The sequence below is a fragment of the Butyrivibrio sp. INlla21 genome, from assembly GCF_900116875.1.
Lineage (GTDB): Bacteria > Bacillota > Clostridia > Lachnospirales > Lachnospiraceae > Butyrivibrio.
Genome location: NZ_FPCC01000023.1, coordinates 1 through 13,085, shown reverse-complemented (window position 1 = coordinate 13,085; position 13,085 = coordinate 1). Strand labels below are relative to the sequence as shown.

13 protein-coding genes are annotated in these 13,085 nt (G+C 41.4%); 12 read left to right on the top strand and 1 reads right to left on the bottom strand.

From position 1 onward, the window contains the following. Nucleotides 1–2 precede the first annotated feature (2 nt). The 3 genes from BM377_RS12230 (at nt 3) to BM377_RS12220 (ending at nt 3,210) form a co-directional block, all read left to right on the top strand. Entirely contained in the window at nt 3–1,382 is a 1,380-nt protein-coding gene (locus BM377_RS12230) for an ABC transporter substrate-binding protein (RefSeq protein WP_092248785.1), read from the top strand. A gap of 113 nt (nt 1,383–1,495) precedes the next feature. Next, nucleotides 1,496–2,383 (top strand): carbohydrate ABC transporter permease, encoded by an 888-nt coding sequence (locus tag BM377_RS12225; RefSeq protein WP_092248782.1) that lies wholly within the window; start codon nt 1,496–1,498, stop codon nt 2,381–2,383. Continuing rightward, entirely contained in the window at nt 2,380–3,210 is an 831-nt protein-coding gene (locus BM377_RS12220; protein ID WP_092248779.1) for a carbohydrate ABC transporter permease, read from the top strand. The genes BM377_RS12225 and BM377_RS12220 overlap by 4 nt, the downstream gene beginning before the upstream one ends. 31 nt (nt 3,211–3,241) lie before the next feature. Here BM377_RS12220 and BM377_RS12215 read toward each other — a convergent pair whose 3' ends face one another. Beyond that, nucleotides 3,242–4,075: a helix-turn-helix domain-containing protein gene (locus BM377_RS12215; protein ID WP_177223878.1), complete on the bottom strand. Its 834-nt coding sequence runs from the start codon at nt 4,073–4,075 to the stop codon at nt 3,242–3,244. A gap of 104 nt (nt 4,076–4,179) precedes the next feature. On the opposite strand from BM377_RS12215, the gene BM377_RS12210 reads away from it, so the two are divergent. From BM377_RS12210 to BM377_RS12170, 9 genes are all read left to right on the top strand, one after another. Beyond that, a complete protein-coding gene (locus tag BM377_RS12210; RefSeq protein ID WP_092248773.1) occupies nt 4,180–5,013 on the top strand; it encodes a Nif3-like dinuclear metal center hexameric protein in 834 nt (277 codons plus the stop codon). Between the two features lie 24 nt (nt 5,014–5,037). Beyond that, nucleotides 5,038–5,439, top strand: coding sequence for a DUF3237 family protein (locus BM377_RS12205; RefSeq protein ID WP_092248770.1), 402 nt, complete (start codon nt 5,038–5,040; stop codon nt 5,437–5,439). 16 nt (nt 5,440–5,455) lie between these two features. Continuing rightward, nucleotides 5,456–6,256, top strand: coding sequence for an alpha/beta hydrolase (locus tag BM377_RS12200; protein WP_092248767.1), 801 nt, complete (start codon nt 5,456–5,458; stop codon nt 6,254–6,256). After that, a complete protein-coding gene (locus BM377_RS12195) occupies nt 6,257–7,060 on the top strand; it encodes an adenylyl-sulfate kinase (RefSeq protein ID WP_092248764.1) in 804 nt (267 codons plus the stop codon). Nucleotides 7,061–7,062: 2 nt separating this feature from the next. Beyond that, a complete protein-coding gene (gene gtfA, locus BM377_RS12190; RefSeq protein WP_092248761.1) occupies nt 7,063–8,592 on the top strand; it encodes a sucrose phosphorylase in 1,530 nt (509 codons plus the stop codon). After that, nucleotides 8,589–9,695, top strand: a complete 1,107-nt coding sequence (locus tag BM377_RS12185; RefSeq protein ID WP_092248758.1) for an alpha/beta hydrolase-fold protein — start codon at nt 8,589–8,591, stop codon at nt 9,693–9,695. Before gtfA ends, BM377_RS12185 begins: the two co-directional genes overlap by 4 nt. A 149-nt stretch (nt 9,696–9,844) precedes the next feature. After that, nucleotides 9,845–10,765: a hypothetical protein gene (locus BM377_RS12180; protein WP_143104509.1), complete on the top strand. Its 921-nt coding sequence runs from the start codon at nt 9,845–9,847 to the stop codon at nt 10,763–10,765. A 118-nt stretch (nt 10,766–10,883) separates the two neighbouring features. Continuing rightward, the gene (locus tag BM377_RS12175; RefSeq protein WP_092248752.1) at nt 10,884–12,569 is read left to right on the top strand and encodes a putative polysaccharide biosynthesis protein; all 1,686 of its coding nucleotides are present in this window, start codon (nt 10,884–10,886) and stop codon (nt 12,567–12,569) included. A gap of 104 nt (nt 12,570–12,673) precedes the next feature. Next, on the top strand, nt 12,674–12,976 hold the full coding sequence (locus tag BM377_RS12170; protein WP_092248749.1) for a hypothetical protein: 303 nt from the start codon (nt 12,674–12,676) through the stop codon (nt 12,974–12,976). Nucleotides 12,977–13,085 lie beyond the last annotated feature (109 nt).

Here is a 13,085-nt window from a genome sequence, read left to right as displayed (position 1 = left end):
ACATGAAAAAGAAATTATTATCTATGGTTATGGGAATGTCCATGATCATGACAGCCCTCGCAGGGTGCGGAGTAAAGAGCGCAGACTCATTTGCTCCTTCAGATGATGCAACTCCTGCACAGGATGCTCAGGCAGCACCTTCCGAAGCAGCAGCTCCTTCAGAGTCTTTGGAGAATGTAGAGATCTCTTTCTACACAACAGAGACAGGTAAGGATCAGATGTTCCAGGACATCATCGCTGAATTCGAGAGAATCAATCCCAATATCAAAGTTGAGTACATCGCTGCAGGTGATGATCAGCTTCAGCAGTGGATGGCTCTTTATGCTAGTAACGAAGGCCCTACAGTTTCACTTATGGATCCCATAAACATCTGGGAGAACCAGGAGAGAATGCTCGAGCTTACAAATGAGCCCGTTGTTGCGAATATCGAAGAGAACGCTCTCAGCACAATGACATTTGACGGCAAGATCTACGCTGTTCCTCAGACAGCTGCAGGCGTTGGAATCCTTTACAACAAGGAAGTTTGCGACAAGGCAGTAGGCGGAGATTTCGATCCTTCAACAATCAAGACAAGATCAGACCTTGAGGATCTCTTCAAGAAGATCGAGGCAACAGGCGTTGACGCTACATGCTTTACAGGTGTTAACTGGTCACTTGGTTCACACTGGCTTTGCCAGGCATACGGCGGTGCTATCGGATCAACACAGGACAGAGTTGATTACGTAAACAGCATCATCGCAGGCGAGACAAAAGAGATCGACAACGAAGTATTCAACGGTTACATGGATACATTCGATATGATGGCTAAGTACAACCACAATGCTGCAGATCCCCTTGTAGGAGATGTTAACATTGACGCTCAGGCACTTGCAGCAGGCGAGTGCGGAACATGGTTCATGGGTGACTGGGCTTGGACTTTCCTTGGACCTATCGTTTCAGAAGGTCAGGAGTTCGGACTTCTTCCCGTTCCTCACAGTGATGACCCCAGTGACGTTCTTAACCAGAGCATTGCAACATCTTATGCTAAGGGTTACTGCATCGACAAGAGCCAGAACACAGAGGCTCAGCAGGCTGCAGGCCTTAAGTTCATCGAGTTCATCACATCAGATACATATGCACTTGAGCAGATGGTTAAGGTAACAGGACAGGCTCTTCCTTACAAGAACTGCCAGGCAGAGATCGAGAGCCCTCTTGGTCTTGCAACAGCTAACTACATCGCTCAGGGTCTTACATATGACTTCTATGGAACACCCAACCTTGCTCCTTCAGACATCTGGTATGAGTGCGGAGCATATATGTGTGAGTATCTTGCAGGTCAGTCAGACAGAGCTACACTTGCAGCAAAACTTGACGAGTACTGGTCACACCAGGAGAAGAGATAATCTGTTAAACCCACCGGTTCCCGCGAATGGAAGTAAGTTCCTTCGCGGGGCTTCGCCGGAAAAACAATAAAGCGGGGAGTCGAGTGCTTCCCGCTTCTTTAAAAGGAAAAACTATGACTAAGAATTACAGAAGAAGATTAAATGATATCTTTTGCTTTTCGGGCTTTGGACTTCCGGCTCTGATCATCTGGGCGAGTGTTGTTCTGGTTCCTTTTATCTATGGAATATGGATCACATTCACCGATTGGAACGGACTTGCCATGCAGATCAATTACGTCGGGATAAAGAATTATCTTGATGTATTTGCGGACTCAACTTTTATAACATCATTTTTAAAGACAGTTATCTATGCACTGTTTACGGTTATTGCAAGTAATCTGGTGGGATTCCTTCTTGCACTTGCCGTTACAAGCGGAATAAAGGGACAGAACTTCTTCAGAACAGGATTTTTTACCCCCAATATCATCGGTGGAATCATCCTCGGATATATCTGGAATTTCATCTTTTCTTATGCACTCACGGCTTTCGGTAAGAGTATAGGAGTGGAGTGGATGAAGACTTCATGGCTTACAAATCCGACTAGAGCCCTTATAGCTCTTATTATCGTAAGCGCATGGCAGCTTTCGGGTTACCTTATGGTTATCTATATCGCGGGACTTACAAGTGTTCCCAGAGAGCTTATAGAAGCTGCATATGTTGACGGAGCTACTTCTTTTGAAGTTATAAAGAACGTTAAGCTTCCACTTATCAAGAACTCTACGGCGATCTGTATTTTCCTCTCCATATCAAGAACATTCATGTCCTTTGATATGAACCTCTCACTTACAGCCGGAGGACCTTACAAATCAACAGAGCTCATCGCATACAAGATCTATCAGACAGCATTTACCAGCATGGAATTTGGTAAAGGTCAGGCACAGGCGATCGTACTTTTCGTGATCGTTGCGGTTATTTCGCTTTTGCAGGTTTATTTCACAAGGAAGGGGGTAGATGAACAATGATGAAAAGAAAAGATAAAAAGACTTTACTGTTCGTTATAACAGCATTTGTTCTTATCCTTTTTATGGTTCCGTTCTTTGTGCTGATAAACAACACATTTAAGCCCACACCTGAATTTATAAAGACACCGTTTGCACTTCCCAAGAACTTTACACTTGAGAATTACAGCATCGCAATTAAGAGAATGGACTTTTGGAAAGCCCTTTCAAACACAGCGATCATCACTGTTCTCACAGTTATCTTTAACATGTTCATCGGAAGTATGACGGGATATCTTTTTGCAAGAAAAAAATGGAAATTGAATAAGATCGTATTTGGAATGTTCCTTGCTTCAATGGTCGCACCTTTCCAGGTTTACATGATCCCTCTTGTAAAGATCTATGCGGGAGTTTTCGGACTTTCAAACAACCTTCTTATGGTTGTATATATCGCGGTAGGACTTAACCTTCCGTTTGCCGTATTTCTTTATAAGGGATTCACTGAAGGAATTCCGGAAGAGCTTGACGAAGCTGCAAGGATTGACGGCTGCGGATTTGCACTTACATTCTTCAGGATAATAATGCCTCTCTTAAAACCTATTATTATCACTGTAACGGTGTTCGTTGCAATGGGTGTTTGGAACGACTATCTTATGTCGAGTCTTTTCCTTACAAAGTCTCATTCCAAGACACTTGCGATCGCCATAAAGACATTCCTTACCAATCATTCGGCTGAGTATTCACCTATGATGGCAGGACTTTTACTTGGAATTCTTCCTGTACTTGCCTTTTATCTGATAGGACAGAAGTACATCATTGAAGGCGTAGTAGCCGGAAGCGTAAAGGGATGATATAGGAAGCACATAAGGCGCTACCTAATTATTATGATTCAGAGTTATGCTTACTTTGCATAAAAGCGCCGGGCGTGCATCCGTAGAGCTTTTTAAAGGTTGTGATAAATGATTTTACATTGGGAAAACCATTCTCGAAAGCGCAGTCCGTAAGATTGGTCTTTCCCGATGACAACTGCTCTGCGGCGTGACTTGCTCGCACAAAATTAAGGTATGAATGGAAATTCACACCAAGAGACTCCTTAAAGAGTCTTGAGAAATAAGTCGGATTGTATTTGAAGTGATCGGCCATTGTTTCGTAGGAAATATCCTCGCGATAATGATTTTCTATATATTCGGTAAAGCGGACGGTCACATCGGAACTGTTCATACCGGCTTTTGAAGATTCTCCTTCGGATTTGCAGAATTTAAAGAGAATACCTAAAAGCGCATAGGTATTGCTCATAAGAAGAAAAGGATAATCTTCATCATTCGGATCTAAGTTGTAGACAACCTGAGCAATCTTCTTGATCTCTTTTGTCACCTGCTTATTTCCGGGATTAAAAAAGAAAAGATTTTTTCCAAGCCATTTCTCAATGAATGGATTGGAGATGATAAAGCTGATACCTGTGAAGTGGTCGTTTAAGGACAGATAACTGCAGGAATGAAGCTCGCAGCTGTTAACTAAGATCCAATCGGATTCTTTCATGTCAAAGTGACTGCTGCCCGTATTAAAACGAATATTACCGGTCAATGTGACAGTAAGCTCAATGCTTCTGTGCCAGTGAAGCGGTGAATAGATAAGATTGCCGTCCAGATCGTGACGATAGACCTGCACGGGAAGCAAACTGAAAATATCGTTATTGGATTCATAAAAATCTGTCATGACAACCTCCGAATTACAACATAAATATGATAGCACAATTCTTCTTCGGGGTGTCATAAAGAAAATTAGAGAAGATTAGATAAGAGAATAGGATGGTATAGCACATGACCGTAAAAGAACTTATCGAAGAGATCATCGTTAAGAGCGGGAGCAAGAGATTTTCTTATGAAGAGACCTGCGACCACCTTATTATCGGTGATGAGAATATGGAAATAACCGGTATAGTCACAACTTTTATGGCTACCGTAGATGTTATAAATGAAGCCGTTAAGATAGGCGCCAACATGATCATAACTCATGAGCCCACATGGTTTACTGGAATCGACAAAGAGGACTGGCTAAGAGACGATCCCGTTTATCTTGAGAAAAAGAAGCTTCTTGAAGATAACAAGATCGCCGTATGGAGATTCCACGATCATATGCATGCGGGAACCGAGGACGGCATATATAGAGGTTTTGATGAGGAATTTGGTTGGGCTGAGTACAGAGAAGTACCGGATCCCGACAGTAAGATGAGCTGGTTTGGAGCAACTTATGTAATACCACAGACCACACTGTCGGACCTCGCAGGATTTTTTAAGGATAAGCTTGATATGAATGTTGTTCAGCTTGTCGGAAATCCCGATATGAAGGTAAAAAGAGTCGGCGTACTGGTAGGCGGAGGAAGCCTCGGACTTGGAACCGAAAACCTTCCCATGATCTATATGAAGGAAAGAAACATCGACGTATGCGTATGCGGAGATATCACGGAGTGGACGCTCTCGGCATATGTAAGAGATGCTTCTCAGCTTGGAATGAATAAGGCGATGATCGTTATCGGACATGAGAGAAGCGAAGAGTGCGGAATGAAACATCTTCCCGCTTGGCTTAAGAGTATCACGGGCGACATCCCCGTTACCTTTATAGACGCAAAAGAGCCTTTTACATACCTTGTATAAACAAAAAAGGAGATAGGTTTTGATATGGAAGAGATCCTTACTATATACATTGACTTAACTAAAGTTTACGAAGTAAAAGGCAAAAGCGCCGAGGCGGTTATCATAAATTTTACCGGTAACTGTAAGGGTAAGTACTTTAACGGTAACGTACTTCCCGGAGGCGTGGATACGCAGAAAGAGTTCTATCCACAGAATAGGACTTTGTCCGCCAGATATATGCTTGACGGAATAGATGACGCCGGAAAAAATTGCCGCATGTTTATAGAGAACGAAGCGGTCCTTGACGGTGAAAAACAGCTTGATCACACAACACCCAAGATCATAACCGATTCAAAGAGCTTGTCTTGGATGGAGGAAGCTTATCTAAAAGGCACAATAGAGCCCAAAGAAGAGGGCTGTATCATACATATTTTTAAGATGGATTGAGAGGAGATTATATACAATGGCTTTTGTACAAATGAGTTATTTTTCAACTTCCATTTGGAGACAGACTATTTTTCATGTTTGTCTTCCGAATGATGTTCCCCCTGAGATGAAAGAGGGTAATAAAAACTATGACAGACCGATGAAGACTTTGATGCTCCTTCAGGGATATTCAGGAAATACATTTGATTGGCCTATCGGAAGTCTTATTTCCGATATATCACTTAGATACAATCTTGCGGTTATCATGCCTTCGGGAGACAACAGTTTTTATACAAACGCAGCAGGTTGCTGCTACAAATATGCCGATTTTGTGGGCTTTGAGCTTCTTGATTATGTAAGGGAGACATTCGGCCTTTCCAAGGATGCAAAGGATACCTTTATCGCAGGACTTTCAATGGGCGGATTCGGAGCTATTCACGCAGGACTTGAGCATCCCGAGAAGTATAGTAAGATCATCGGACTTTCATCGGCACTTATCGTAAATCAGCTTGGCGACATTAAGCCGGGTGCCAAGGATGATATAGCTGATTATGATTACTACTGCCATGTATTCGGAGATCTTAAGAAGGTAAAAGAAACTACTAACGATCCCGAGTTTATCATAAAAGAAAGACTTGCTAAGGGAGATAAGATCCAGCCTGTATTTATGGCATGCGGATCAGAGGATTTCCTTATCAAGAATAACAGAGACTTCAGAGACTTCTTATTGGAGAAAAAGGTTGACCTTACCTATAAAGAGAGTCCCGGAATCCACGATTGGAATTTCTGGAATCAATATTTGGAGCCTGCGATCAAATGGGCACTGGAGGAAGAATAAATGCTTATTGATAAGATTAAAAAACTCGATACTTGGACAGCTCCCGAGCTTCCTAAGAATATCCCACACGGAGATATGCCCGGAGACAAGGTGGAAATAAACGAAGGACATATTAAGAAAGCAAACATCATTTTCCCTAAGCTTTTACAGCTTCTTGAAGAGCAAGCAAATAAGGGAAAAGAAAAGGTTGTAATAACCGTATGCGGCGGTTCGGGGGTAGGTAAATCCGAGATTGCTTCAATCCTTTCATATTACCTTACCAAGGGAGGAATAAAGAGCTATACATTATCCGGAGACAATTACCCCAGACGTATACCCATGCACAACGATGCCGAGAGACTTCGTGTATATGAGGAGCTTGGAAGAGAAGGTCTTGAAGACTATCTTGGTTCCGACAAAGAGATCGACTTTGCAGAGATAGAAAAGATAGCTCTTGATTTTAAGGCAGGCGAAAAGAATATCAGCCTTAAGAGAATGGGAAGAAAAGAAGACGAGCTCTGGCATGAGGTTGTAGATTTTTCCGATACCGATGTGCTTATCATCGAGTGGACACATGGAAACAGCGACAACTATAAGGGCGTTGACATACCGATATTATTAAACAGCACTCCCAAGGAGACACTCGAGCACAGAAGAGCAAGAAACAGAGACGGCGCTACAGACAGCCCGTTCACCACTATGGTACTTGAGATCGAACAGGGCATGATCAAGAGCCAGGCTCACAAGGCCAAGATCATAGTTTCAAAGCAGGGCGAGATCCTCAGCTTTGACGAATACACCAAACTTATGGAGTCAGAGAGCTAATTATGAGTAATGTAATAAGTGCCAATAACAAACCCATGCTAAATGCATATCCGGACAGCCTTGGAGGAACTCTTAAGGATATAGTCGATTTTCTTTCAAAGGATGAGCTTACAAGCACTTTTTCATCTTTTTATATTCTTCCGAGTCTTTATCACACAGACTTAGACCGTGGCTTTTCGGTTATAGATTACGGCCTTGAAAAGAACCTTGCTACCAAGAAAGATCTGGATGCGCTCAGAAAGATGGGAATCGATCTTAAGCTTGATTTTATATTAAACCATGCATCGGTTCAGTCACCTCAGTTTCAAGATCTTTTAAACAAAGGTGATGATTCCGAGTATAAAGACTTTTTCATCAACTGGAACAAGTTCTGGGAAGGCAAAGGTGAGCTTACACAGGAAGGTTATATTCAGCCTGATGAAGAGTATATCAAGGATATGTTCTTCAGAAAGCCGGGGCTTCCGATACTTATGGTTACCATGCCCGACGGTAAGAAGGTTCCGTACTGGAATACTTTTTATCAGGAGGTAAAAAACACTCCTCAGGGAATAAAGTATCTGGGACAGATGGATCTTAACATCAAATCGGATCTTGTATGGGAATTCTATGATGACACCTTACATAAGATTTCTGACTACGGCGCAAGCATTGTAAGACTCGATGCTTTTGCTTACGCTCCCAAGGAGCCCGGTGAAAAGAACTTCCTTAACGAGCCGGGAACATGGGATCTTTTATCCAAGGTAAGAGAACTTGCAGATAAGTATAAGCTGACTCTTTTACCCGAGATACATGCATCGTATTCTGAAAAGATATATGAGACTATAGCAGATAAGGGATACATGACCTATGATTTCTTCCTTCCGGGTCTTATTATCGATGCTTTTGAAAATAAGTACGGAGATACTATAGTTAAGTGGGCCAACGAGCTTATAGATAAAAAGATAAGAACGGTCAATATGCTTGGCTGTCACGACGGAATCCCGCTTCTTGATCTCAAGGGACTTATAAGCGAAGAGCAGATACAGAGCCTTATAGATACGGTGGTGGCACGAGGCGGATACGTCAAGGATCTTCACGGTGCCAAGAATATGTACTACCAGGTAAATGCGACGTATTACTCGGCACTTGGCGAGGACAATAAGAAGATGCTTGCAGCAAGAGCACTTCAGCTCTTTATGCCGGGTAAGCCTCAGGTTTGGTATCTGGATCTTCTTGCGGGTAAGAATGACCATGAGGCCGTTAAGGCTGCAGGTGCAGGCGGTCATAAAGAGATCAACAGGACCAATTACTCCAAAGAGATGATAGAGAATGCTTTGGAAAAAGATGTTGTAAAGAGACAGCTTGAACTTTTGAAATTCAGAAACAGCTATAGAGCATTTTCTTTTGACAGTGATATTACAGCCTCCTGTGAAGGCAAGATCATAAATATCAAATGGAAAAACGGTGAATACGAAGCATTGCTGAAGCTTGATCTTGAAAGTTTCGATTTTGTGGTAGTGGCAAAGACCGGAGAGGACGAAATAACTGTATGAAATACAACACATCATTTCAGGCGCTTGCTTTTGACAGAGTCCTTCCATACGAGGGACAGGTAGAGTGTCTTGTCAGTGAGGGAGGGAAATACTTCCTTCAGATAATGGCACCGAAGGCAGCAGAGGTTAATTTCAGATATAACGAGATAGATCATTATTGCTCAAAAGATGCAGATGGAATATGGAAGACAGAGTACACGGCGGATGGAGCGATAAATTACGTTCAGCTCATCGTTGACGGAGTCGAGCTTATTACGCCCATGCTTCCTATTTCCTATGGCTATTCAAGACCTTACAACTATGTTGAGGTTGAGACCAATGAGGACTTTTACGGAGTTAAGGATGTTCTTCACGGCAGCGTAAGAAAAGAGTATTTCCCTTCGTCTGTTACGGGCGAGTGGGAGAGCTGCGTTGTGTATACTCCTCCGGGATATGATGAGTCGGATGATGTTTATCCTGTGCTTTATCTTCAGCACGGTCACGGCGAGAATGAGATGGGCTGGACGGCAGCAGGCAAGGTTAACTTTATAATGGATAACCTTATTGCATCCAAAAATGCAGTCCCATTTGTGATCGTAATGAACAACGGAATGGTTCAGACTCATGATAAAGACGGAAACAGAGTTGTAGACTTCAAACTCTTTGAGGATTATCTGTTAAAAGATATTATTCCTTTTATCGAAGGTAAATTCAGAGTCGGAGGTTCGAAGGAAAAGCGCGGAATGGCCGGACTTTCCATGGGATCGCTCCAGACATCGATAATCGGTCTGTCTCATCCGGAGCTCTTTAGCTGCCTTGGAATATTCAGCGGTTTTGTAACCGATATTATTCAGGGTTCGGAACTTGATATGCCCGGCAGAGGACCGAGCGATAATGAGCATCTTAAGGTGCTTGATGATGCAGATAAGTTCAATTCTCTTTTTGATGTATTCTTTAGATCAATGGGAGATAAGGATCTTTTCTGGGAAAACTTTGCTCATGATGATAAGATGCTTGAAGAAAAAGGCATCAAGCAGATAAGAAATGTATACGAAGGCATACATGATTGGAATGTGTGGCGTAAGAGTATAAGAGATTTTGCTACACTGATTTTTAAAAGTTAAAACATTGTTTCTTTTGGCAGTAGAGCTGCGGTCGAGTGATTGACTGCAGCTTTTTATTTTATATGGTTGCATTTTTTAAAAATACATGTTAGAATGTTAAAGAATTGTTAATGCTTATAAAAGGGAAGAGTAAAAGAGAGGAGAAAAAAGTGAAATTAAAAGTTTTGGGAGCAACGGCATTTTCTTTAATGCTGAGTTTGTTTCTTATCAGTTGTGGGGCAACTGAAGACGACAGTATTGAACCTGATACGGTAAATGCACAGGCGCTTATCAGCACTGAATATGTTTCAGAGGTAAGCGATGCTGACAGTTCTGTATCAAATGCATCGGAAGCGAAGTCTTTTGAGGATGATCCATGGAATAAGGTTTATCAGTTGGATATGCCTTCTTTATACAGTCAGATCACTGAGGTGAATGACGCTGAAAATTTTGAAGGATCCTGGGAAGCAACAAATTGTCTTTCTGCAGTTTCCGGTTCATTGAATATCACAAACCAGACAAGTAAAGGCTTTCATGTTGAGGGTGACTTCCTTTATGGTTATCGTACAGGAACATTAAGCGGTGAAGCGTATTTTGTATCACCCAACATGGCGATATGCAGCCAGAATGACATTGAAGATTCAACAAGTGACGGCTATATGGTCCTTTATCTGGAGAATGATTCCTTGTATGTTAACTCCGATCCGGGAGTTGGAAGTATGGGAATGAGCGTCTCTCCTAACAATGAATATACAAAGGGAGAACCTGTATATAAGAACGGTGATAATCTAAATAAAACATTTACTCAGGAAGAACTGGATAATATTCTTAAGCTTGTAGGTGATGAAGTATATAAATATCCTTTCCTTGAGTGCACCAACAATTTTATTGTTGATTCTTCGGAAAAGGCTCTTGATAGCGGTGTTTCCTGTAAGTACGTACAGTGTTATTTTTCCGATATGCCGGAAAATTATACGGCGATACTTGCATCCGACGGCAGGATTTATATCGAGCTTCACAGCTATTCGGAGGATTATTTCTTCACCAATGACTCAGATTGGACAAGCAATAAAATGCCGGAAGTGAAGTAAAAAAGAGATATTTTGGGGCGTGCCTATATAGGCACGCTCCTTGCATTCAACCCTTGCATATATTAGAATTAAATACTGAAAAAGCTGAAAACTATAAAGGATAAGGCATTATTTCAATATGAGTTCTGAGTCTAAAAAAGGTTTATATAAGCAGGTTGGTTTCCTTGCTATCGCGGGTGTGGTATCAAGGGTTATAGGTCTGTTATACAGAAGTCCGCTCACAGCCATTATCGGGGATGATGGCAATGGATATTATACAGCGGCATATTATTTTTACAATATTGCTCTTTTGATATCCGCTTATAGCATACCTTCTGCTATGTCCAAAATTATTTCCGGCAAATTGGCTGTAAGAGAATATAGGAATGCTCATAGAATTTTTAAATGTGCACTTGTTTATGTTTCGGTAGTTGGCGGACTGGCGAGTTTGCTGCTTTTCTTTGGAGCTAATTTTTTTGCTGTTGGAAGAGCGGCTACAGTACTAAAGTTTTTTGCTCCGACAGTTTTCTTTTTCGGATTCTTGGGAGTTTTAAGAGGCTATTCGCAGGCTCATAGGAATATGATTCCTACATCTGTTTCACAGATACTTGAGCAGTTGTTAAATGCAGTAGTCAGTGTCGGCGGAGCATATATGCTTACTAACTACGTCGGCGATGAAGATCTTCCGAAAAGAGCTATGTTCGGTGCTATTGGAAGCGCACTCGGTACAGGTTCCGGAGTTATAATTGCTCTCTTATTTATGCTATTTGTATATAGTGTTAATAAAACAGGTATACATAGAAGAGTCGATAAGGATTTTCATGATGACATGGGAAATCATGAGGCTTTTAAGTTGATATTTATAGTCGTAACGCCTTTTATTCTTAGCACGGCGATTTATAATCTTTCTACTACAGTAAATTCTGCATTGTTTAGCCGAATACTGATCCATGTTAAGAATTTGGAAGAGCATGATGTGACTACTGTTTTTGGCGTTTATTCAGGAAGGGCAATGGTACTTTCCAATCTTCCGATTGCACTTTCGAGCGCTGCAGCAATGGCTATGATACCTGAGGTTTCAACTGCTTTTGCGAGAGGAAATAAAGAAGAAGCGGGAGATACAGTTTCGAGAGTAATGAGAATCATTCTCATGATATCGATTCCTGCGGCAGTAGGCTTATTTGCACTTGCAAGACCTGTAATGATGGTTTTGTTCCCAAGTCCAAATGAAACAATCCCAAGAGCATCATTACTGCTTATGCTCCTTGCTATAACGGTAGTTTTTTATTCAGTATCAACGCTTACCAATGCTGTTCTTCAAGGAATCGGCAAGTTAAAAGAACCTGTTATCAATGCTGCGATTGCATTGGTTATACAGACAGCGGTTCTTTGGATATTGCTTGTGTATACAAATATAAATGATATTGCATTATGTATTGTTACGATCATATATTCGCTTACAATGTGTATACTCAATAACTTTGTGATGAAGAAGCATATTCCCATCACATATGATTTCAGGAAGACATATCTGCTTCCTTCGATATCTGCTCTTGTCATGGGAATTGTGGCATTCTGCACACATATGATATTTGAAAAGCTTTTTATAAAATTATCTTTATGGATTACGATGAAGTTGTACGGAGAGGAGATTGCTAAATATTACTTATCCAATCTTATTGCAACTGTAATCGCGGTCGGAATTGCATTGTTCGTATACTTCGCTGTGCTTATTAAATCAGGCGGTGCATCGGAGGATGATATAAAGAGATTCCCTAAGGGAACTAAGATTGCACAGATCTTAAAGAAACTTAGAATATTATAAAACAACTTGAGATAACATGGCACTTGAGATGCTGAAAAGCATGTGTTATTATGTTAATTAGTTATTTACAAATGCGCTTATAATAAAAAGGAAGGATAGGGGAAATGCCTGAAAACAAAGTCTTTATGGACACGAATGTCTTTACGGAGATAGTCGATTCTATCGGCACCTCCGCGTCTACCTGTGTCCTTTCCGATGCTGTACTTAATAACGTAAAAACCTGGGATAATACCGCTGTTGGCAAGAAGATGACTAAACTCTTAAAGGATGTCCTTCAGTCATCTAAGGCTTATAATGCGGAATCAGCGGCAGTTTTGCCGTCGGCTTATATCAAGATGCGAGACAGCATGATGAACGTAGATAAAGAAGCTGCTTCAAGTATAAAAGTCGAGACAAGTAAAAGATGATGGGGAATAAATATGAGATCTATAGAAGATATACAAGCAGAGATAGATGCGCTTTGGGAAAAGATCGGAAGAGTGGAGGATCTGAAAGCAATCTTCATTGATTCACGCG